A 21936-nucleotide genomic window follows, 5' to 3' on the forward strand; every position below is an offset into this window, starting at 1 on the left:
TCGGAGTGCGTGCCATTTCCGCCAAAGCACCATCGACCGCCACCCTGAACCGGCGCACCGTGCTGGGCGGCGCGCTCGCCAGCGGCACGCTATGGGTGGCCCCGTCCATTCGGGCCGCCAATGCCGGCGTGGTGCGCACCACCAGCGGGCTGGTGCGCGGATCGGTCGAACAGGGCGTGCACGTCTTCCGCGGCCTGCCCTATGGCGCAGATACCGGCGGCGCGCGGCGGTTCCTGCCGCCCGCGCCGCCGCCGCAGTGGCCCGGCGTGCGCGACGCGCTGGCGTTTGGCGATCGCTGCCCCCAGCTTGCCCCTCCCGGCGCCCCCGTCGAAGCGGACGTGCGGCAAAGCGAAAACTGCCTGGCCCTCAATGTCTGGACCCCTGGCGTGAACGACGGGCAGCGCCGTCCGGTCATGGTGTGGATTCACGGCGGTGGCTTTGCCCTGGGCGCGGGCGACGCGCCGGTCAACGATGGGCTGCGGCTATGCCAGCGCCGCGATGTGGTGCTGGTTTCGGTCAACCACCGCCTCAACGGATTTGGCTATCTCCATTTCGGCAATCTGGCAAAATCCGACACGGCGGTGTCCAATGTGGGGCAACTCGATCTTGTTGCCGCGCTGCGCTGGTTGCGCGCCAATATCGCGGCGTTCGGTGGCGATCCCGGGCGTGTCACGATCTTCGGGCAATCGGGTGGTGGTTCAAAGGTCGCTGCGTTGCTGGCGATGCCGTCAGCGCGCGGCCTGTTTCAGCGCGCGATCCTGCAAAGCGGATTTGGCACTTATACCATCGCGCCAGACGATGCGGAGCGCCAGACCCGCGCGATCATGGCCGCCCTCGGCCTGGCGCCAACCGCGCCCGATGCCTTGCGCCAGGTGCCGGCCGATCGCCTGCTCGATGCCATTCGCCAGGTAACGGGCGGAGATCCCACCCGCGGGCCGGGCGTGGTGGCCGATGGCATCGTTGTGCCACACACCCCGTTCGGCCCCGGTGCACCGCCTGTCGCGCCAGATGTTCCCCTGCTGATCGGCCATACTGCCACGGAAACGACCGGGCTGTTTCCCCCGCCCCGCGCCTTCACCCTCGATTGGCCCAGCCTGCCGGAGATGCTCCCCGCCGCGGTGCATGACGCTGCGGGCCTGATCGCGGGCTTTCGAAGCCTTCACCCTGGGGCAAGCGCCAGCGACACCTATTTCGCCATCACGACCGAGCTTGGCATGGGCCGCAACGCCCGCATCGCGGCCGATCGCCATGCCGCCCTCGGCCGCGCGCCGGTGTTTGCCTATCTGCTCGATTGGCCGGTCATGCCACAGGGTGGCCGCATGCGCAGTCCGCATGGCCTCGACCTGCCGCTGGTGTTCGATACCCTGTCGCGCGCGCCCGGCGCTATTGGCCCGGATTATGCCGCTGCCCAGCCGCTTGCCGACACGATGAGCGCGGCATGGACGCACTTCGCCCGCCACGGCAATCCCAATGGCGCGGGGGTGCCACATTGGCCAGCCTATCGCCTGCCACAGCGGGAAACCATGGTGTTCGCCGCGATATCAGCCGCTCGCGCCGATCCACTGGGCGCGGAACAGGCCCTAATCGCACGGTATGCAGCATGATGCGCGGCTTCGCACGCGCGCTCGGTCTCTGGCTGGGCCTGCTCTGCAGCGCCCCGGCCAACGCAGCCCCCGCTTCCCCGCTCATCGCGCTGCCGGAAAGAACCGCGCAGGCGCCCGTGGTTCCCTGCGCCGCCCTGGTTACCCCCATCACCGCGCGCGCTGGCGCGATTGCCTATCGCGTGATCAGCGCCCGCGAACAGGAAGCCACCTGCCTCGTCACCGGCTATGCCGCGCCGCAAACCCAGTTCGTGTTGCGGCTGCCGTTGTCGGGCTATCGCGGCCGATTCCTTCAGGGCGGGTGCGGCGGCATGTGCGGCGTGATCGGCGAGACCATCGTCCCGCCCTGCAGCAATGCCCATCTGGCCGATGGCGGCTTTGCCGTCGCTTTTGACAATGGCGGCCACTTCGGGGCGGGCATCGGGGACGCGACCTGGGCCAGTGACCCGGAGCTGAGGATGCAGTTCGCCCACAAGGCCACCCATGCCACGGCCTCGGCCGCCAAGGCGATCGTGACACACTTTTATGGCAAGCCACCCACGGCCAGCTATTTCGTCGGCTGCTCGGGCGGTGGGCGTGAGGCCTTGATGGAAGCGCAACGCTATCCTGATGATTTCGATGGCATCGTCGCCGGTTCTTCGGTCTCCATGCCTGCCGCCATGCAACTGTTCCTGTGGGAAGCGCAGCACGGGCTCGACGCCAGCGGCCATGAGGTGTTCACCACTGCCGCCGTCACCCTGCTCCACCACGCGGTGATCGACCACTGCGATGCGCTCGACGGCATTCCCGATGGCCAGATCGACGATCCACGCCGCTGCGATTTCGATCCGGCCACGCTGCGCTGCCCCGATAGCGGCGACAGCAATTGCCTCACGCCACCACAAGTCAGCGCCGCGCGCGCCTATTACCAAGGGCCTACCGCATCCGATGGCACCGCACTGTTTCCCGGCGGCGCGCCCTATGGCAGCGAACTGGGCTGGGTCGGCGCGGGCGCGGCCACGCAGACGGGTAAGTTCGCCGCCGAAGCCTTTATCGCCCGGCTGCTCCTGCCCGATGGCCTGCCGGACAACTTCGTTTGGCGCGACTGGCGCTTCACCCGCGCCAGCCTTGCTCGGTTGCTCGCCGCAGGGGCGCCGTTCGACGCGACCGATCCCGATCTCACCCGCTTTCACGCCCATGGCGGTAAGCTGATCCTGTGGCAGGGCCTGGCCGATAATGCCGCCGGCGCGCGCGGCATGCTCGACTATTACCAGGCAGTGCGCGACACCATGGGCGGCCTGGTCGCCACCCGCGCGTTTGCCCGGCTATTCCTGGTGCCCGGTGGCTATCACTGCCAGGGCGGCTATGTGCCCTATGAAGAAGACTTCCTGGGGGCAATGGTGCAATGGGTCGAACAGGGTCGTGCGCCCGATGCGGTGCCGGCCATCGCCCGCTTGGCGGATGGTACGCTGCGCGAACGGCCGCTCTATGCCTATCCCACGGCCACGCACTATCTGGGTGGCGACGTCAACCGCGCGGCGTCATTCGCCCCGGCCCCGCCCGCTTCCGAACCGGCCGATGGCTTTCCCTGGCCGGGCTCTCACGCCAGAACCACGTCTCAAGCCAAGGGGCGATAAGCCCGCTTGAGCACGGCAGCGCGAATGCGGGTGTAATGCGGCCCGACGAAATCATAGAACACCAGGCTGTTGAGATAGCGCCGATCACCGCGCCGCATCGGCCCGGCGGCAAATTCCGGCAAGTCGGTCAGCGCCAGGAACTCGGATTCCAGCTCCGCCGCCAACACTTGGCCATCGTGAAAGCATTGCCGCACCGTGATGGTGCGCTGGGTGTGCTGCTTGATCGGGCGATAGAACGCCACGATCGCCGCCCGGCCCACCAGTTCGGTGCCGTTGCCGATCACCAGCCGCACATCGGGGGCGTAGAAATCGCACAGCGCATCATAGTCGCTGCGGTTGAATGCATCGATATAGGCAGCGAGGCGCGCCTCGGGATTCATGCCCGGCCTTTGCCGAACCGGGCCGACCGCACACGCACAAAGTGCCCGTCGTCAATATCATAGAGCACGAAGTTCACGCTCTCCCGCCGGTCACCCGCCAGCATCCCGCCAGTCGGCATATCAGGCCAGTCACGCCGCGCCACCAGGCTTGTGCGCAATTCGGCGGCAATGCGGCTGCCATCAGGCGCGCCGACAAACGTCAACAATTCCAGCGATTCATCGAGATAAGCTTTTACCGTGCGATAGAAATCGAGCACCGCAGCTCGCCCAACGACTTGTGCAGCCTGGCCGGCAAAGACCACATCCTGCGCGTAATAGGCGCCAAAGCCGTCAAAATCGTTGCGGTTGAACGCGGCGATATAGCCTTCGAACCAGGCGCGCAGATTGGCGCTCACGCCGCCGGCTCCGCCACGAAGTAGTCCTGGCGCAGGGTGCGCGCGGCCAGCAGGAACATCACCGCGGCAATGAAGAACACGCAGACCGATGCCATCAGGGCGGAACGCAGCCCGCTGGCAGAGGCTGCGGCACAGGCTTGGTGCGCGGCATCGAGCGCTCCCATGCCGGGCCGCGCCGCCGGACAGCGCGCCAAGTAATCCGCCGCACCATAGGCGCGCGTGGCGAACCAGTCGCTCATCCAGCCCACGAACGTGGGTCCGCCACCATAACCCACCAGGGTGTAGAACATGCCGAATACCGCCGCCCCGGTGGCGCGCATACGGGGCTCCAGTAGGTTCTGGATCATGCCCGTGGTCGGCCCATAATACAGCAGCAGGAAACAGCCCGACACGATCAACAGCACCGTACCGGTGATCGGCGATGCAGCATTGAGCGCGATCCAATAGGAAAATGGCGCGATGAGCAGCCCGATCGCGGCGCCCCAGGCCGGCCAGCGTCCATCGCCGCGCCGCGCCAGCCAATCGGTTCCGAACGAGCCGATCAGCAGCCCGCTGCCCAGCGCCAACGCCGAAATCGTGCCATAGAGCGTGCCGGCCGTGCGCGCCGGCAGATCATAGGCGCGGCTGAGAAAGACAGCCAGGAACTGCGAGATCGAACTCATCCCAAAGCCCGCCAAGGCGCCGCCGGCAATCACGTAGACCAGCGCCGGCTTGCGTCCCACCACCTTGAGAAACGCGCGGAAATCGGGCGCCGGGCGCGGCGTGGCGGCCAAGCCATCGGCAAGCCCCCGACGCGGCTCGCGCAGCAACAGCACGACGAGCAGGCCGATCAGCAGACCCGGCAGGCCCATCACCACGAATGCCGTGCGCCAGCCCCACATTCCAGCCACTGCACCGCCAACCGAGGCGCCGACAAACGTGCCGATCGGAGAGCCGAGCAGGATCAAGCCCATGACCGAGGCGCGCCGCTGCCGGGGAAACAGATCGCCGACCAGCGACGAGGTAGCCGGCTGCGATCCCGCCTCGCCCATGCCCACGCCGATGCGGCACAGCATCATCTGGATAAAGCTGCCGGCCGCAGCACATGCCATGGTCATTCCTGACCAGAACAGGATCGCCGCGGTGATGATGCCCAGCCGCGAACGGCGTTCAGCCAGTCGCCCGATCGGCACGCCCAACAGCGCATAGAGCACCGCGAACGACAATCCCTGCAGAATGCCAAGCTGGAAGTCGCTGAGCGCCAGGTCGCTCTTGATCGCCTGGGCGGTGACCGCAAAGACCGAGCGATCGGCGAAGTTGAACGTCGCCACCAGGAAACTCATGGCGATGAACGTGCGGCCATACCTTGGCGACAATAGCCGCTCGTCTTCATCGTTGCGCATCGCTCTCCTCCGCACGGCATCGCGCCGCGCTTGTCTCGTGCAGCGCCGCTGCCATGGCAGTCTTGCGCCCTCGCCACCGTTGTGGAGGAAGGTTGGTGATTAATCAATACATATCTCGAACAGCCCCGCAGCTCGGCGTCCCCTTGGCAGAAATCATCCTCGTCCGTTATTCCGGCCCGCGATAACGGTTCCATGCGATCCGGCGCGCTTGGCGGGGGTCGCTTTCGTCACGATCGGTGAAAGCGAAGACGTGCGTTGCCCGGCCTGCCTCATTGTACTGGGCCCAACCCGGTGAAATGCCTTGGGCAAAGTCCAGGAAGACCTGCCGGAAGCGCCGGCTTACCTCCCTGGAGCGCCGTTTGCGGAACAAGTCGAGCAGCCCGAGTTCCCCTTCCCCGGTCGTGCCGAACAGCATCGGCAGGTCGAGGCCGTGCGTCGCTTCCCCGAACACCAGCCGAGTGAGTGGCGTGGCGTAATCGAAGCGATAGACCCAGCAATCGCTGAACTGCGCGTGCCCCTCGCCAATCTGGATGGTTGGCAGCCAGAAATTGAGGTCTCCGGCGATGTCCACAGCGGTCCGGCGCGAAGGATACCCCGGATAGGCTGCGGCGATGCGGGTTCGGAGCGCGGGTTCCTCGCTGGCAAACATCGCCTCCAGCCGGTTTACCCGGCTGCACAGCACGGGCAGCGCCTTGTCGAGCATGGCGCCTTCGCGCGACATGGTGCCGATCACCAAGGGGGCAGGATGGGCCTTGCCCTCGCGAAACGCGTCAATCGGGTGCTGCGGCAGGAAATCGCCGTCGATCACCGGCGAACTCGGCAGAAAGCCGGGGTATCGATCTGGTGCGATATCGTAGAAAAAGCGTGCCGCCACCGCGTTCAAATCCTGCGCAGGCAGGCGCTTGAGCGCGCGCGCCGCCACGTCCTTTGCCTCTGGATCGACACCCAACATGGCCAGGAGTTCGCGGGCGAACTGGTTGTGCCGCTGCGGACTGTGGACGCTGATGCCGGCGGCGCTCATGGCGAACACGCGATGGAACAGCCCACGCGCAGCCGGAATGCCCATCAGCGTCACCGCAGACATCGCCCCGGCAGACTGGCCGACGATCGTGACGTTACCGGGATCGCCGCCGAACGCATGGATATTTTCCTGCACCCAGGTGAGCGCCGCCACTTGGTCACGCAAGCCCGGATTGCTGTCGATCGGGTTCTCGTCGGTCGACCAGGCGCTGAAATCCGAAAAGCCGAAAACACCGACGCGGTAGTTGAAGCTGACGAAGACGATATCGCCTTCAGCGACCAGATGCTGCCCGCGATAGAGCGGCGTCCGGCTTCCCCCCAGCGAGAAGCCGCCGCCGTAGATCCACACCACCACCGGCCGTGGGCCGTTGCCCGCATCGAGCGGCGCGGAGACGTTGATGGTCAGGCAATCCTCGTCCATCGGCGTCTTGCGCCCCGCGCCGCCGATCGGCTCGAAACCGCGCTTCTGCACCGGCAGCGCACCGAATTCGTACGGATCGCGGATCCCCTGCCAAGGCTGCGGCGGGCGCGGGCCACGAAACCGCCAGTCGCCAACTGGCGGCGCGGCATAGGGAATGCCGCGCCAGGTGCGAACGCCGCCATCGACGACGCCCCGCACCGTACCCGATCGCGTCTCGATAAGAAGATCAACGGGTTGCGTGGGGTTTAGCGCCATTGTGTCCACCTCTCATCGATCGCGCCGCGCGGTCGGGGCTGACGAGGCCGCCAGCGGCAGCCTCGTCGCAACGGTCAGGCCGGCAGCCGAAGGATCGGCTTGATCGTCTTTCCGTTCTCGCTGTCGCTGACCGCCTGGTTGATGTCGGCAAAGTCGTAGAATTTGACCAGCCGATCAAACGGGAAACGGCCCTGGGCGTGAAGCGCGATCAGTTCCGGGATGAAGACCTGCGGCACGGCATCCCCTTCCACGATGCCCATGATCCGCTTGCCCGGCACCATCACCATGTTCACGTCGAACTTGGCCTCGGTGCCAAGCTTGGGCGCGCCGACGATACCGCAGGTGCCCAGGATCGTCAGCGCGTCGATCGCCTGGCGCAGAACCTCGGGCCGCCCGCTGCTTTCCAGCGTGAAATCTGCGCCGCCCCCAGTGATTTCCTGGATCGCCGCCACCGGATCGGTTTCCCGGCTGTTGACCACGTGGGTGGCGCCCAGTTCCAGGGCCAGTTCCAGCCGGCTTGGCGTCACGTCCACCGCGATGATCTTTGTCGCCCCCGCAACACGGGCGGCCATGATCGCGCTCAACCCCACTGCGCCCGAGCCGAAGGCGGCAAAGCTGGCGCCAGCCGGCACCTTCATCGCGCGCAGCACCGCCCCCGCGCCGGTCTGGATGCCACACCCCAGCGGGCCGAGCAGTTCCAGTGGCGCGTCCTTCGCCACTTTGACGACATTGCGTTCCTGCGCGATGGCAAAGCTGCCGAACGACGACTGGCCGAAGAAATGATCGTGCAGCACATGCCCATGCGCATCGCAAGTGGCGGTGGAGCCATCCTTGCGGCCACCGCCGAAGTTCAGGCCGAAGAAATCAGCGCAATGCGCGGGATGCCCGGACAGGCAGGGATTGCACACGCCGCACGACGCGAAGCTGAGGACGACATGGTCCCCCGGCGCCACCGCGGCAACGCCAGTACCGATCGCCTCGACCACGCCCGATCCTTCATGGCCGAGCACAGCCGGAAGCGGCACTGGATAATATTGATCGCGCACGATGATGTCGGTGTGGCAAACGCCCACCGCGACGATCCGAACCAGCACTTCGCCCGGCCCGGGCGCCGCGATCTTGGCGGTCTCGATTGCAAAGGGAGCGCCTTGTTCGCGAGCGACGGCGGCGGTGATTTCACGCATTTCGGTCATCATCATCTCCTGGTTGCTTTTGGCTTGGCCTTGCTGGGGCGAGGCGGCGGATCAGAACGGATAGGCGGGCGCGGCGGCCTTCACGGTCAGCCACTGCCAATGGGTGAATTCCTCCCAGTTGGCCGGGCCGCCGATCGACGATCCGTTGCCCGACGCACCAACCCCGCCAAAGGGATTGACCACCTCGTCGTTCACGGTCTGGTCGTTGATGTGAACCAGCCCGGCGCGCAGTTGCTCGCCCAGCGCCATGGCGCGGCCAACGTTGTTGGAGATCACGGCTGCGGACAGGCCATATTCGGTGTCGTTGGCCATCGCGATCGCCTGGTCATCGGTATCGAACGGAACCAGCACGGCCACCGGCCCGAAAATTTCCTCGTCGAACGCGGCCATGCCGGGCGTCACGCCTTCCAGCACCGTGGGCGCAAGGCAGAGGCCATCGACGGTGCCGCCCGCCGCCACCCGTGCGCCAGCCGCAACGCTGCGATCGAGGATATCACGCGCATGATCGAGCTGTGCCTGGTTGATCAGCGGGCCGACCGCGACAGCGCCCGACATCGGATCCCCCGCCGGCAGCGCCCTTGCCTTGTCCGCCAGCTGCGCGGCAAAGGCGTCGAAGATCGCGCGATGGACGAGGATACGCCCTGCCGTCATGCAGATCTGGCCCTGGTGCAGCCAGGCCCCCCAGGCCGCGTTGCGCACAGCCAGATCGAGATCGGCATCCTCAAGCACGATCAGCGCATTCTTGCCGCCAAGTTCGAGCGAAACCTTTTTCAGGTGCCGGCTTGCGGCCTCGCCCACCTTGCGGCCCGCGGCGGTCGAGCCGGTGAACTGGATCATCGCGACATTGCGATCCTCGCACAGCGCGGCCCCCGCCGCGCCGCCACCCGGCAGCACCGCGAGCACCCCGGCCGGCAACCCGGCCAGTTCGAACAGGCGCGCAATCACATAGCCGCCGCACACCGCCGTGCGCGGATCGGGCTTGAGCACCACCGCGTTGCCCACCGCCAGCGCCGGTGCCACTGCCCGCATCGCGAGGTAGAGTGGGAAGTTGAACGGCGCGATCACCCCGACCACGCCAAGCGGGCGACGGCGGGCAAGGCTCAGCCGACCTGCCTCACTGGGCAGGACCAGGCCTTGGGCCTGATGCGGCATCGCGCCGGCCAGCTCGATCGCCTTGACGGTGATGGACAGCTCGAACTCCGCCTTGGCGCGCACCGAGCCGCTTTCGCGCATGATCCAGGAGACGATCGATTCCCAGTGCGCACGCGCCAGCGCCGCCGCCTTGGGGAAGACGCTGGCCCGCACATCGGGAGCGGCCGCGGCCCAGCCGGCCTGAGCGGCGCGGGCTGCCGCCGCCGTGCGGACAACCGTTTCCGCATCGGCAGAGCCCGCACGCCCCAGCACCGCACCGGTGGCCGGCTCGATCACGTCATAACTATCGGCAGCCTGCACCCAAGCGCCATCGAACAGGCGACCATCGAGATGCCCATCGTCCAACAAGGTCGTCATATCACTCTCCGCTTGTCTTATTCAGATGATCGAGCAGCGCGGCCGTGAAGGCAGCGGGCTGTTCGAGATTGGACAGGTGCGCCGCGTCCAGGATAACGCCGGTCGCGCCCGCGATTCCCTCGATCAAGGCCCTCGTCTGCTCGGGCGGGGTGGCGGGGTCCTGCGCGCCCCCGATCACCAGCGTGGGCGTTTCGATCAGGCTGAGCAGTGGGCGCAGGTCCATGTCCCGAATGGCAGCGCAACAGCCCGCATAGCCTTGTGGGTCGGTGACATGCAGCGTGGCAAGGATGGCTGCGGTATTGTCCGGATCGGCGCGAAAGGCGGGCGTGAACCAGCGCTCCACCACCGCGTCGGCAATGGCCGCCATGCCCTGGCTGCGCACCGTGGCGATCCGCGCATCCCATGCCGAGGGCGGCCCCATATAGGGCGCGCTGTTGGCGATGACGAGACGGGTGAGCCGCTCGGGCGCATGGACACCCAGCCACTGCCCGGTCATGCCGCCAAGGGACAGGCCACAAAACGCGAACCGGGCAAGCCCGAGCGCGTCGGCCAGTTCCAGAACGTCGCGGCCCAGCCGGTCGAGGCCATAGCCGCCGGGCCAGGCATCGGAGGCACCATGGCCGCGCGTGTCATAGCGAATGACGTGGAAGTGCTGCGCGAGAGGCGCCAGTTGCGGCGTCCACATCGCGCGATCGGTGCCCAGCGAATTGGACAGGATCAGCGGCGGCGCCGCCGGATCGCCATCACTGGTCCAGGCAAGGCGGCAACCGTCGCCAAGGGTGAGATGGTGCGGGCTCATACGCGCTCCACCACCAGCGCCAGGCCCTGGCCCACCCCGACGCACAGTGTCGCCAATCCCAGCTTGCCACCGGATTTCTCAAGCTGATGCACCAGTGTCATGGCGAGACGCGCACCCGACATGCCAAGCGGATGGCCCAGCGCAATGGCGCCGCCATTCGGATTGACGCGGGGATCGTCGTCGGCCAGCCCCAATCCACGCAGCACCGCCAGCCCTTGCGAGGCAAAGGCCTCGTTCAGTTCGATCGCGTCGATCGCCGCCAGCGACAGCCCCAGCCGGGCAAGGAGCTTCTGCGTTGCCGGTACGGGGCCAATGCCCATGATGCGCGGGGTAACCCCGGCACTCGCCATGCCCAGGATTCGTGCGCGCGGCGTCAGGCCATGGTCGCGAACCGCCGCCTCGCTGGCGACGATCATTGCCGCCGCGCCATCGTTCACGCCAGACGCATTGCCCGCCGTCACCGTGCCATCGGGCCGAACCACCGGGCGCAGCCGTGCCAGCGTGTCGAGCGTGGTATCGGCACGCGGGTGTTCGTCGGTATCGATGCGCGTCTCGTGGCCCTTTCGGTCGGTGATCGTCACCGGCACGATCTCTTCGGCGAAGAAGCCGGCCGCCTGCGCGGCAGCGGCGCGCTGCTGACTGCGCAGCGCGAACAGGTCCTGATCCGTGCGGCCGATGCCGAAATCGGCGGCCACGTTCTCGCCCGTCTCCGGCATCGAATCCACGCCATGGCCCGCCCGCATGCGCGGATTGACGAAGCGCCAGCCTATCGTGGTGTCGTGAATTTCCGCCTGCCGGGAAAAGCCGCTTTCCGCCTTGGCCAGGACGAAGGGAGCGCGGCTCATGCTTTCCACGCCCCCCGCGATCAGCAGGTCGGCGTCGCCAGCCAGGATCGCGCGGGCGGCAGTGCCGACTGCGTCGAGGCCCGATGCGCATAGCCGGTTGATCGTGACCCCGCCGACCGTTTCGGGCAGCCCGGCGAGCAGCGCTGCCATGCGCGCCACGTTGCGATTGTCCTCGCCCGCCTGGTTTGCACATCCCAGGATCACATCATCGACCGCTGCCGGATCGAAAGCGCCGCGTTCGACCAATGCCGCGATCGGCACCGCCGCAAGATCATCGGCCCGAACCGAAGACAGCGCGCCGGCATAGCGGCCGATCGGCGTGCGCACCGCATCGCAGAGAAACGCAGCAGTCACAGCAATGCCTCCGCTGCCAATGCGATCTGTAGCGGGGCACCGGTTTTCGCGGTCACTTCCTCTACCGAAATGCCGGGGGCCAGTTCGATCAAGCGCAGCCCGCCCTTTGCGCGATCGACCTTGATCACCCCCAGATCCGTGACGATCAGGTCGACACAGGCCCGCCCCGTCAGCGGCAAGGTGCAGCGTTCCAGGATCTTGGGCGTCCCGTCCTTGGCGACGTGGTCCATCACCACCACCACCTGGCGGACACCGGCGACGAGATCCATCGCCCCGCCCATGCCCTTCACCATCTTGCCCGGGATCGTCCAGTTGGCGAGATCGCCATTGGCGGCAACTTCCATCGCGCCCAGCACCGCCATGTCGATATGGCCTCCGCGGATCATCGCAAAGCTGTCTGCCGAAGAGAAGAAGCTCGACGTCGGCAGCACGGTGACCGTCTGCTTGCCGGCGTTGATCAGGTCGGGATCCTGCTCGCCGGTATAGGGAAACGGGCCAATGCCCAGCATGCCGTTCTCGCTTTGAAGCGTGACGGTGATGCCCTCGGGCACATGGTTGGCAACCAGCGTCGGGATGCCGATCCCCAGGTTGACGTAATAGCCGTCGCGCAGCTCGCGCGCCGCGCGCGCTGCCATGGCATCGCGGGTCCAGCCTTTCGCATCGGTGCCCATCAGGCGTGCTCCCTTTCGCGGGTCGTCAGCTTCTCGATCCGTTTCTCGTTGATCGTCGCGCGCACGATGCGATCGACATAGATGCCCGGTGTGTGGATGCAGTCGGGATCGAAGCTACCTTCCGGCACGATCTCTTCCACTTCGGCCACCGTCACGCGGCCTGCGGTTGCCATGTTCGGGTTGAAGTTGCGCGCGGTCTTGCGGAACATCAGATTGCCGGCCGGATCGGCGCGCCACGCCTTCACGATCGCAAGGTCTGCGCGCAGCCAGGTTTCGCGCACATATTCCTCGCCCTCGAACGTCTCGACCGGCTTGCCCTCGGCCACCACGGTGCCAACGCCGGTGCGCGTGTAAAAGGCAGGGATGCCCGCCCCGCCGGCGCGAATGCGCTCGGCCAGCGTGCCCTGCGGGTTCAGTTCCAGTTCCAGCTCGCCAGACAGGTATTGCTGCTCGAACAGCTTGTTCTCACCCACATAGGACGAGATCATCTTGCGCACCTGCCGGCTTTCCAGCAGCATCCACAAGCCGAACCCATCGGCACCGGCATTGTTGGAAATGACGGTCAGTTGCCGGACGCCCGATGCCCGGATGACGGGAATGAGGCTTTCGGGATTGCCCGAAAGGCCAAAGCCGCCGGACATGATCGTCATCCCATCGAACAGCAGTCCATCCAGGGCGGCGGCCGGGCTGTCATAGATTTTGCTGGTCATGCTTGCGTCCGTTATCCGAGATCGCCACCCGCGACGGGCAGCACCGTTCCGGTGATGTAGGAAGCCTCTTCCGAGGCGAGGAACAGGATCGGCGCGACCTGCTCCGCGATGGTGCCATAGCGTTTGAGCAAGGCCGACTGGGTGACCTGCTCGACCACGTCCGCCATCCAGGCCTGCTCTTGCGCGCTATCGCCATCGGGATTGCGCGGCACCCGGCGCGGGGGGGCCTCGGTCCCGCCGGGGGCGGTTGCAACCACGCGAATGTTGTTCGCGGCATATTCCATCGCCAGGCTTTGGGTCAGCGCGTTCACCCCGCCCTTGGCAGCCGAATATGGCCCCCGGCGGATGCCGCGCGTGGCGTTGGAAGAAATGTTGACGATCGTACCGCGCCCCCTGGCAAGGAAATGCGGCAGCGCGGCGTGGCAGCACCACAGCGTTGGCATCAAGGAGCGCCGAATCTCCGCTTCGATCTGCGCGGGTTCGAAGGCATCGAACGGGCGCATGCGGATCGCGCCGCCAACGCCGTTGATGAGGATATCGAACCCGCCGAACCGGGCAACCGCTGCGGCCATCGCCGCCGATGCGCCTTCGTGGGTTTCCAGATCGGCAACGAAGGCGGCGGTTTCGCCTTCGGCGGCTGCGGCCACTTCGTCAACGAACGGCGCCCGATCGACGAACAGCACGCGTCCGCCTTCCAGGGCAGCGCGTTCGGCAACGCTGCGGCCGATGCCCTGCGCCGCGCCGGTCACCACCAGAACCTTGCCGGCAAAGCGTGCCTGCGCGCTCATGTCGGCACCGCTTCGGTCGGCGCGAACTTCTCGTAATGGAAATGCGCCGGTGTCAGCCCCCGGTCGCGCACCGCGGTGCGCACCGCCTCCACCATCGGTGGCGGCCCGCACAGATAGAGATCGCAATTCCCCACATCGAACGGCACGCCGTCAAGGTGATCGGTGACATAGCCATGGCGCGGATGCGCGGCATCAAGGCTGCTGATACATGCGCTCCAGGTGAAGCCCGGCAGCCGCGCCGCCAGTTCGTCAAGCCGATCGGTTTCCACCAGATCGCGCTGTTCGGTCACGCCATAAAGCAAATGGAGCGGCGCATTGCAGCTACGGTCGGCCAGCACTTCCAGCATCGACAGGATCGGGGCAAGCCCGGTGCCGCCGGCCAGCAGCAGGATCGGCCGGGTGACATCGCGCAGGAAGAAGCTGCCCTGCGGGCCGACCATCGACAGCCGATCGCCAGGGCGCGCGGTTTCCACCAGCCAGCGGCTCATCCGCCCGCCCGGCACATTGCGGATCAGGAACTGCGCTTCGGCGGCCCCTGGCTTGGAGCTGAACGAATAGGAGCGTGACTCCTTCGTGCCTGGCACGAACAGGTTCACGTATTGCCCCGGCAGGAAGGCCAGCGCCTCGGGCTGGTCAAGCGCGACGCGCAGCTGGATCGTGCTTTGCGAAACAAGCTCCACCGAGACAACCGTGCCCTCGTGCGCCTTGGGCGCCACCTTGCACGCCTGCGCAGGCACCGGCACGGCAACGACGCAGTCTGACGCGGGCACCATCTGGCAGGTCAGCACCAGCCCCTCGCCCAGTTCGTCGGCGCTCAACGCTTCCTCGAGATAGTCGTCGCCCATATCGTAGCGGCCCTGCTCGCAGCGGCACTTGCAAGTGCCGCAAACCCCGTCCGAACAGTCCATCGGCAGGTTGACCTTCTGCCGATAGGCGGCGTCGAGCACGGTCTCGCCGGGATTGCAGTCGATGATGCGGGTGGCGCCGTCCTCGAAGGTGAGCGCGATGCGATAGGTCATTCCAGCCTCTCCCGGCCAGCGTCGCGGATCACAAGTGATAGATGTCCACGACCTGGTGAATATAATCGTTTTTCAGCACCACCTTCTTGGCGGTGATCACCGGCGTCTCGCCCGACACGTCGAGCGTGTAGAAGGACGTGCCGAAGAACTGGCTCGTCACCGCATAACGATGGCTGAGCGTGTGCCAGTTGAAGCGCAGATCCACCGCGCCTTCGCGTTCGGCCAGCAGTTCGACATTGGCGATCATGTGGCTCGTGCGCGGCTCGGGCGTGCTCGCGCCCGAACGCTCGGTCTTGATGCGGAAGACGCGGTCTTCCAGCCCCTGCCGGTTGGGATAATAGATCAGCGAGATGTGGCGCTGCGGATCTTCGACCAGACGGTCGTCGTCATCCCAGGCCGGCATCCAGAACGTTGCGTCCGGCGCATAGCAATCGAGCCATGCATCCCATTCGCGATCGTCCAGCAGCCGTGCCTCACGGTGCAGGAAGGCAAGCACGTCCTCGCGCGCGATCGGGCGCTGCAGCAGCGCGGTCATGCCACGGCCCTCAGGCTGGTGGCTGGCGGCAGCGCCGCGCCATCGCCGCCCCCGCCGCCATCGGCTTCGATTGCGGCAAGCAGCGCCTGCGCCCAATATTCGTGCTGGCGCACGAACAGGCCTTCGTCCTCGCTGCGCTCGCCGCTCAGGATCGGGTCCAGCCCCATCGCGCGGGCATTGTCGTCCGGCCCTTCGATCCAGCGCGTGGCGCCGCGGCTCAGGTCGTTCCACAAGTCGCCCGCGCCGGCATAGGCGGTCTGGCAGGCGCGGAATTCTTCCAGATCGTCAGGCGTGCCCATGCCGCTGACGTTGAAGAAATCCTCATACTGGCGCAGCCGCAGCGCGCGCTCGGTGGCGCTTTCGCCCTTGGGCGCAAAGCAATAGATCGTCACTTCGGTCTGATCCACGCTGATCGGCCGCACCACCCGAATCTGGGTGGAAAACTGGTCCATCAGATAGACATTGGGATAGAGGCAAAGGTTGCGCGTCTGATCGACGATGAACTTCGCGCGCTCTTCCCCCAGCCGCTGCGCCAGCGCCTCGCGATGGGCATGGATCGGCCGCACTTCGGGGTTGAGCAGTTGCGTCCACAGCAGGATATGGCCGTTTTCAAAGCCATAGACGCCACCAACGCTTTTCGACCAGCCATTGGCATCGACGGTGCGCGTGCCTTCCTCGTCGTAGTCCCGATGCGCCATCGTCGCGGCATAGTTCCAATGGACCGTGCTGACGTGATAGCCGTCGGCGCCGTTCTCGATCTGGAGCTTCCAGTTGCCGTTGTAGGCGTAGGTCGAGCTGCCGCGCAGCACTTCGATCCCGTCGGGCGCCTGGTCGACGATCTGGTCGATGACCGTGCGCGTCGCGCCGAGATAGTCGGAAAGCGGCTGCACGTCTGCGCGCAGGCTGCCGAACAGGAAGCCGCGATAGCTTTCAAAGCGCGCGATCCGCGTCAGGTCGTGCGATCCGGCCGTGTCGAAAGCGTCGGGATAGCCGCCGCTCTTGCCGTCCTTCACCTTGAGCAGCCGGCCGGTATTGCTGAACGTCCAGCCGTGGAAGGGACACGTGAAGCTGCCCTTGTTGCCATGCTTGCGACGGCACAACGTGGCGCCGCGATGCGCGCAGGCATTGATGAACCCGTGCAGTTCCCCGCCCTTGTCGCGCGTGACGACAACCGGGGTGCGCCCGATCCAGGTGGTGAAATAGTCGTTCGGCTCGGGGATCTGGCTTTCATGCGCCAGATACACCCAATTGCCTTCGAAGATGTGCTTCATCTCCAGATCGAAGAGATCGGGATCGGTGAAGACATCGCGGCGGCAGCGGAACAGGCCGGCCTCGGGGTCGTCGACAACCGCGCTGGCGATGCGTTCGGCAAGGGTCGAAGTCACGGTCGGGCTCCTCTCAGGCCAGGGCGGGCTCGGCAGCCGCACGGCTGCGGGCGGAAAGCTGTTCGTCTTCGGCGCCGGCGGCGCGCTGCAGGCGGAAATCAAAGGCGATATAGGCGCTGTCGCCCTGACGCTGCGGCACCGGCAGCAGCCCCTCGCGCGTACCAAAGGCGAAATCGTCCTTGGCGAAGGGATCGTCGCCGAAGTTGATCTGCGTGGTCAGCGTACGATAGCCCGGCGCCTCGATGAAGAAATGGACGTGGGCCGGGCGATTGCCGTGACGTCCCAGCGCCTGCATCAGCACGTCCGTAGCTCCGCCCGGCGGCACGCTGTAACCGTTGGGCATGCGCGAATGAAAGCTGTAGCGCCCGTCCGGGCCCAGCTTGATGCGGGCGCGGTTGTTGAACGGCGTCTGCTCCCCGGTCGGGTCGAAATGCGAATACCAACCCTTGGAGTTCGCGTGCCAGACATGCAGTATCACGTCGGAAACCGGCTCGCCGTCCGGCCCGATGACCCGCCCGTTCATATAGAGCGCGCCGGTATCGTCAGGGTCCTTGCTCAGGTTGACATCGCCTTCCACCAGCGGCGCACCGGCGACATAGAGCGGTCCTTCAATGGTGCGCGGCGTACCGCCGGTCAGCCCCGCCTCGGCATCCTTGGCGTCCATGAACAAGTCGAGGAAATGCTCCAGTCCGGTCCCGGCCACGAGCAGGCCGAACTCGTCCGCGCCCTGCTGCAGGAACGTGACGGCCTGCCAGAATTCGCTTTCGCTCACGTCATGGCGGACGATCACAGCGGCGGCCGCCTCGATGATATCCCGCATGATCGCCTTGACGCGCGGCGAACCGTCAGCGCTGCCGATGCCGGCCGCCGTGTCAAAAAGGGCCTGGACCTCGTGGGTCTTGACGAAACTGTCGTCCATTTTCTCTCTCCTTTTCGTCCGGCGCCTGGGACGCCTGTCGTTTGCTTGCGGATCAGTGGTCGTCGTCGTGCAGCGAGGATGGATGCCGGCAGAGCGGCGTCACGCGGATCGTCATGAAAGGGTAGAGCGGCAAGCCGACCAGCAGATCGTGCAGTTGCGCATTGCTCTCGACATCGAAGATGCTGACGTTCGCATAGCGCCCGACCACCCGCCAGATATGGCGCCAGGTGCCTGCCCGCTGCAGTTCCTGGAACCGCGCCTTTTCCGCATCCTTGAGCCGCTGCGCTTCCGCCGGATCGAACCCCAGCGGGATGGCGACGTCCATTTCAACCTGGAACAGCATCAGCCGCGCCCTCCCAGCACATGAAGCGTCGGAGCCGTGCGGTCACGCCGGAAGCGGGCGAGCCGGTCTTCGTCGATGGCAACGCCCAGGCCAGGCCCGTCGGGCACTTGCAGTGCGAAATCGGCATAGACCAATGGCTCCTCGAGAATCTCCTCGGTGAGCAGCAGCGGCCCGAACAGTTCGGTCCCCCAGGCCAGGCGCGGCAACGTGGCAAAGAGCTGCGCAGAGGCGGCCGTTCCCACGCCCGCCTCCAGCATCGTGCCGCCATAAAGGCCAACGCCAGCCGCATCGGCGATGGCGGCCACTTCGCGCGCCGGCAAGAGCCCGCCCGATTGGGCGATCTTGAGCGCAAAGACGCGGGCGCCGGCATGGGCAGCGATCGTGAAGGCCGATCGCGGACCGTGCAGCGCCTCGTCCGCCATCAGCGGAAGGGCATGCCGCGCCGAAAGACGCGCCATCGCGGCCAGCGCATCCCGGGCGACCGGCTGCTCGACGAGATCGCATCCGGCTTCGGCCAACAAGGCCATGCCGAGATCCGCCTGGGTCTCGTCCCAGCCCTGGTTAACGTCGACCCGCACACTGCCGCGATCGCCGATCGCACGCTTGATCGCGGCAACGTGCGCCACATCCGCGCGCACGTCGCGCTTGCCGATCTTCAGCTTGAAGATGTTGTGGCGCCGCGCGGCGATCATCGCCTCGGCCTCCTCGATGTCGCGCCCGGTATCGCCGCTGGCCAGAGTCCAGGCGACCGGCATGCTGTCGCGCACACGGCCCCCACCGATCAGGTCCGCAGCCGGGATGCCCAGCCGCTTGCCAGCCACATCGAGCAGCGCGCTTTCCACCGCGCTTTTGGCGATGCGGTTGCCCACCACATGGCGGGAGATCGCGGCCATCGTTTCCGCCACGCGGCCCAGATCGCAGGTCGCCAGGACCGGCGTGATATAGGTGTCGATCGCCAGCTTGATGCCCTCGGCGCTTTCCTCGCCATAGCTGAGGCCGCCGATCGTCGTGCCTTCGCCGATACCCTGGATGCCATCTGCGGTACGGATACGCACCAGCACGATGGTCTGGCGGTGCATCGTTGCCATTGCCAGCACATGCGGGCGGATCGTCGGCAGATCGACGAGAATGGCTTCGACCGACTGAAGCGCAACCTTCACAAGCAATTCCCGAAATTGGTGTTCGATGCCGGCTAGGTAGGATCCGGGAGGGCGCGCGCCAAAGACTATTGCAGTCTCCAATCGATACCTATTAGGTATGGTGCATGATAAACCTGCGCCAGCTTCGTTATTTCGTCGCGGTTGCCGAAGAGCGGAACTTCACCCGCGCGGCAGACCGGCTGCACATCGCGCAGCCCCCGCTCAGCCGGCAGATCCAGCAACTGGAGGCCGAAATCGGCGCCCCGCTGTTCGATCGCGCCGCAAGACCCTTGCGCCTCACCCCCGTGGGTCGCCTGGTTTTCGAACAGGCGACGCAACTGCTGGGAAGAATGGGCGAAATGCGCGACATGGTGGCCCGCGCGGTGAAGGCCGAGCAGCGCCGTTTCGCCATCGGCTTCGTCGCCTCCACCATCTATGCACGGCTGCCACCGCTGATCCGCGAGTTCCGTCGCCGCGCCCCCCAGGTCGACTTGTCCCTGGGCGAACTGGTCAGCCTCGATCAGATCGCGGCACTCAAGGAAGGGCGGATCGACGTCGGTTTCGGCCGGATCAGATTCGAGGATGACGCCGTGCGGCGCATCGTTCTCCGCGAGGAGCGGCTGGTCGTGGCCATCCCTGCGGAGCACCGGCTGGCAACGGCAACGACACCCCTGTCTTTCGATGAACTATCCGGCGAGCCGCTCATTCTCTATCCCCGCGAGCCGCGCCCCAGCTATGCCGATCAGGTGCTGAGCCTGTTCCGCGACCGCGGCATTTCACCCCGCATCGCCCACGAGGCACGCGAGTTGCAAATCGCCATCGGGCTGGTCGCAGCAGAGGAAGGGCTGTGCATCGTGCCGGAATCGGTGCGCAAGTCGCTGATCGACGGCGTTACATTCCACGATCTGGCCGAGCCCGCGACATCACCGATCATCATGAGCCACCGCGCCGAGGACCACACCCCCGAGCTGGCACTAATGGCCGAAATCGTCGCGCGCATGTACAGCCTGTGGGGCTACGCGGTGCCGGACAAGATCCTCAAGCTGGCCGGTCTGAGCGCCGATGCGCTGGTGCGGCCGGAGGCTTCCACACCCTGAAAGTATCGGCCACATATCGACATGGTCTTGGACGCTATCTCCGACCATCTGCCATCTCCCTGGTGAAGCCGCACCATCGGCCACATCGCCGCCGAACCGGCAGCAGGGAGAGAAAAAGATGAAAACGCCGCTCGTGGCAGCCAGCGCGCTTGCCATTGCCTGTTTCCCGACCATGGCACTGGCGCAAGACACGGACGGCACATCACCGCACTGGTATGTTCGAGCAGCGGTTGGCCACATCACCTTCGACGAAAAGGCGCAAGTCAAAGTGGGCGGCGAACCCCTTCCCGGCGCCAACGGTACGCTGTCGAACAACACCACGCTGACGACGGAATTCGGCTACCATCTCACGCCGCATCTGTCTTTGGCGGCCACACTGGGCATCCCGCCGGAAACCACACTCACCGCGGCCGGCTCGCTGGCGGGAGCCGGCGTGCTGGGCAAGGTGGGCTATGCGCCGGGCAGCTACACCCTGCGCTATCATTTCGGCGCACCCGGCGCCCGCGTGCGGCCTTACGCCGGCGCTGGCCTTAACTGGACGATCGTTCTCAAGAATCACGATGGCCTGCTGCGCAACATCCGCGCGTCGGACACCACCGGCCCGGTCGTGACAGGCGGCGCCGACATCGCCCTGAGCCGCCGCCTGGGCGCCTTTGCCAGCGTTATGAAAGTCTGGACGCGGACGAACGCCAGCTTCGACATGCCTACCCCGGCCGGGCTGGTGCCAGGCACCACCCGCCTGCAGATGAACCCGACCCTGCTCCAGGCCGGCGTGCAGGTCCGCTTCTAAATCCGTCGGGAACGCCCTGCCGAGGTCTACACCCAAGCGCCGCCCAGCAGAGCTCAGCAGCTTCAACCGCGGCTTGGCGCAACATCGGCATGCGATGGTTGGGGAGTTGAAGGCAAGCGCCGTCGCCATTCAAGCACGGTGGCGCTATGGCACGTCATGATGCAGATTCTGATCGATGCCGACGCCTGCCCGGTGAAAGAGGAAACCTACAAGGTTGCATTCCGCTACAACGTACCGGTGGTTGTGGTCAGCAACAGCCCGATCCGCGTGCCACGCGATCCGCTGATATCGCGCAAGGTCGAGAGCGAGGCGTTCGACGCGGCCGACGACTGGATCGTCGAGAACACCGTTGCCGGTACGGTTGTGATCACCGCAGACATCCTGCTGGCCGACCGCTGCCTGAAATTGGGGGCCGCGGTGATCGCACCGAACGGCACCCCATTTACCAGCGCCTCGATCGGCAGCGCCATCGCCATGCGGGCGATCATGTCCGATCTGCGCGCCGGCGGTGAGCAGGTTGGTGGACCTGCCCCTTTCAGCAAGACCGATCGCTCACGCTTTCTGTCCGCGCTGGATCAGGCGCTAACCAGACTGCGGCAACGGAACGGATGACGGCGAATTGTCCATTTTCACGCCCATTCGATACGCTCAGTGCGTGAAATTGAAGCAATGATCTGTCGGTATTTCCGGCTCTGATACGCTTGTCTTCCTGCTTCAGGCGACGCCTTGTGCGCGCCGAAACCAAGGCAGGATCGTCTCGTGATTGGCAG

The 21936-nt window shown here is 66.1% G+C and carries 22 protein-coding genes; 5 read left to right on the top strand and 17 right to left on the bottom strand.

Annotated elements, in window-relative coordinates; translation table 11 throughout:
* The first annotated feature begins 5 nt into the window (after positions 1-5).
* Positions 6-1604 (top strand): carboxylesterase family protein, encoded by a 1599-nt coding sequence (locus FHW94_RS09000; RefSeq protein ID WP_168555287.1) that lies wholly within the window; start codon positions 6-8, stop codon positions 1602-1604.
* Entirely contained in the window at positions 1601-3217 is a 1617-nt protein-coding gene (locus tag FHW94_RS09005) for a tannase/feruloyl esterase family alpha/beta hydrolase (protein WP_168555288.1), read from the top strand. Before FHW94_RS09000 ends, FHW94_RS09005 begins: the two co-directional genes overlap by 4 nt.
* Here FHW94_RS09005 and FHW94_RS09010 read toward each other — a convergent pair.
* From FHW94_RS09010 to FHW94_RS09090, 17 genes are all read right to left on the bottom strand, one after another.
* Positions 3199-3597 (bottom strand): nuclear transport factor 2 family protein, encoded by a 399-nt coding sequence (locus tag FHW94_RS09010; protein ID WP_168555289.1) that lies wholly within the window; start codon positions 3595-3597, stop codon positions 3199-3201. The genes FHW94_RS09005 and FHW94_RS09010 overlap by 19 nt on opposite strands.
* Positions 3594-3992, bottom strand: a complete 399-nt coding sequence (locus tag FHW94_RS09015) for a nuclear transport factor 2 family protein (RefSeq protein ID WP_168555290.1) — start codon at positions 3990-3992, stop codon at positions 3594-3596. Before FHW94_RS09015 ends, FHW94_RS09010 begins: the two co-directional genes overlap by 4 nt.
* Complete coding sequence (locus FHW94_RS09020; protein ID WP_168555291.1) at positions 3989-5374, bottom strand: MFS transporter; 1386 nt, start codon at positions 5372-5374, stop codon at positions 3989-3991. Before FHW94_RS09020 ends, FHW94_RS09015 begins: the two co-directional genes overlap by 4 nt.
* Before the next feature lie 166 nt (positions 5375-5540).
* The gene (locus tag FHW94_RS09025) at positions 5541-7070 is read right to left on the bottom strand and encodes a carboxylesterase/lipase family protein (protein ID WP_168555292.1); all 1530 of its coding nucleotides are present in this window, start codon (positions 7068-7070) and stop codon (positions 5541-5543) included.
* Positions 7071-7144: 74 nt separating this feature from the next.
* Complete coding sequence (locus FHW94_RS09030) at positions 7145-8263, bottom strand: NAD(P)-dependent alcohol dehydrogenase (protein ID WP_210425490.1); 1119 nt, start codon at positions 8261-8263, stop codon at positions 7145-7147.
* A gap of 51 nt (positions 8264-8314) precedes the next feature.
* The gene (locus FHW94_RS09035; RefSeq protein ID WP_168555293.1) at positions 8315-9772 is read right to left on the bottom strand and encodes a benzaldehyde dehydrogenase; all 1458 of its coding nucleotides are present in this window, start codon (positions 9770-9772) and stop codon (positions 8315-8317) included.
* Between the two features lies 1 nt (position 9773).
* Positions 9774-10571, bottom strand: a complete 798-nt coding sequence (gene pcaD, locus FHW94_RS09040; protein WP_168555294.1) for a 3-oxoadipate enol-lactonase — start codon at positions 10569-10571, stop codon at positions 9774-9776.
* A complete protein-coding gene (gene pcaF, locus FHW94_RS09045; RefSeq protein WP_168555295.1) occupies positions 10568-11770 on the bottom strand; it encodes a 3-oxoadipyl-CoA thiolase in 1203 nt (400 codons plus the stop codon). Before pcaF ends, pcaD begins: the two co-directional genes overlap by 4 nt.
* Positions 11767-12441: a 3-oxoacid CoA-transferase subunit B gene (locus FHW94_RS09050; RefSeq protein ID WP_168555296.1), complete on the bottom strand. Its 675-nt coding sequence runs from the start codon at positions 12439-12441 to the stop codon at positions 11767-11769. Before FHW94_RS09050 ends, pcaF begins: the two co-directional genes overlap by 4 nt.
* Positions 12441-13151: a CoA transferase subunit A gene (locus tag FHW94_RS09055; RefSeq protein ID WP_168555297.1), complete on the bottom strand. Its 711-nt coding sequence runs from the start codon at positions 13149-13151 to the stop codon at positions 12441-12443. Before FHW94_RS09055 ends, FHW94_RS09050 begins: the two co-directional genes overlap by 1 nt.
* A gap of 11 nt (positions 13152-13162) precedes the next feature.
* Positions 13163-13939, bottom strand: coding sequence for a benzoate diol dehydrogenase BenD (benD, locus tag FHW94_RS09060; RefSeq protein ID WP_168555298.1), 777 nt, complete (start codon positions 13937-13939; stop codon positions 13163-13165).
* Positions 13936-14958 (bottom strand): benzoate 1,2-dioxygenase electron transfer component BenC, encoded by a 1023-nt coding sequence (gene benC / locus FHW94_RS09065; RefSeq protein WP_168555299.1) that lies wholly within the window; start codon positions 14956-14958, stop codon positions 13936-13938. The genes benD and benC overlap by 4 nt, the downstream gene beginning before the upstream one ends.
* A gap of 28 nt (positions 14959-14986) precedes the next feature.
* Positions 14987-15493: a benzoate 1,2-dioxygenase small subunit gene (benB, locus tag FHW94_RS09070; protein WP_168555300.1), complete on the bottom strand. Its 507-nt coding sequence runs from the start codon at positions 15491-15493 to the stop codon at positions 14987-14989.
* Positions 15490-16878, bottom strand: coding sequence for a Rieske 2Fe-2S domain-containing protein (locus FHW94_RS09075; protein WP_168555301.1), 1389 nt, complete (start codon positions 16876-16878; stop codon positions 15490-15492). The genes benB and FHW94_RS09075 overlap by 4 nt, the downstream gene beginning before the upstream one ends.
* A 13-nt stretch (positions 16879-16891) precedes the next feature.
* Positions 16892-17797: a dioxygenase gene (locus FHW94_RS09080; RefSeq protein ID WP_168555302.1), complete on the bottom strand. Its 906-nt coding sequence runs from the start codon at positions 17795-17797 to the stop codon at positions 16892-16894.
* Positions 17798-17849: 52 nt separating this feature from the next.
* Positions 17850-18140, bottom strand: a complete 291-nt coding sequence (gene catC / locus FHW94_RS09085; protein WP_168555303.1) for a muconolactone Delta-isomerase — start codon at positions 18138-18140, stop codon at positions 17850-17852.
* On the bottom strand, positions 18140-19300 hold the full coding sequence (locus FHW94_RS09090) for a muconate/chloromuconate family cycloisomerase (protein ID WP_349237470.1): 1161 nt from the start codon (positions 19298-19300) through the stop codon (positions 18140-18142). Before FHW94_RS09090 ends, catC begins: the two co-directional genes overlap by 1 nt.
* Before the next feature lie 107 nt (positions 19301-19407).
* On the opposite strand from FHW94_RS09090, the gene FHW94_RS09095 reads away from it, so the two are divergent.
* From FHW94_RS09095 to FHW94_RS09105, 3 genes are all read left to right on the top strand, one after another.
* Complete coding sequence (locus tag FHW94_RS09095) at positions 19408-20376, top strand: LysR family transcriptional regulator (protein WP_168555586.1); 969 nt, start codon at positions 19408-19410, stop codon at positions 20374-20376.
* Between the two features lie 118 nt (positions 20377-20494).
* Positions 20495-21166 (top strand): OmpW family outer membrane protein, encoded by a 672-nt coding sequence (locus tag FHW94_RS09100; protein WP_168555304.1) that lies wholly within the window; start codon positions 20495-20497, stop codon positions 21164-21166.
* Between the two features lie 159 nt (positions 21167-21325).
* Positions 21326-21778 (top strand): YaiI/YqxD family protein, encoded by a 453-nt coding sequence (locus FHW94_RS09105; RefSeq protein WP_168555587.1) that lies wholly within the window; start codon positions 21326-21328, stop codon positions 21776-21778.
* The last annotated feature ends 158 nt before the right edge of the window (positions 21779-21936 follow it).

This window comes from Novosphingobium sp. SG720 (assembly GCF_012275365.1).
GTDB lineage: Bacteria > Pseudomonadota > Alphaproteobacteria > Sphingomonadales > Sphingomonadaceae > Novosphingobium > Novosphingobium rhizosphaerae.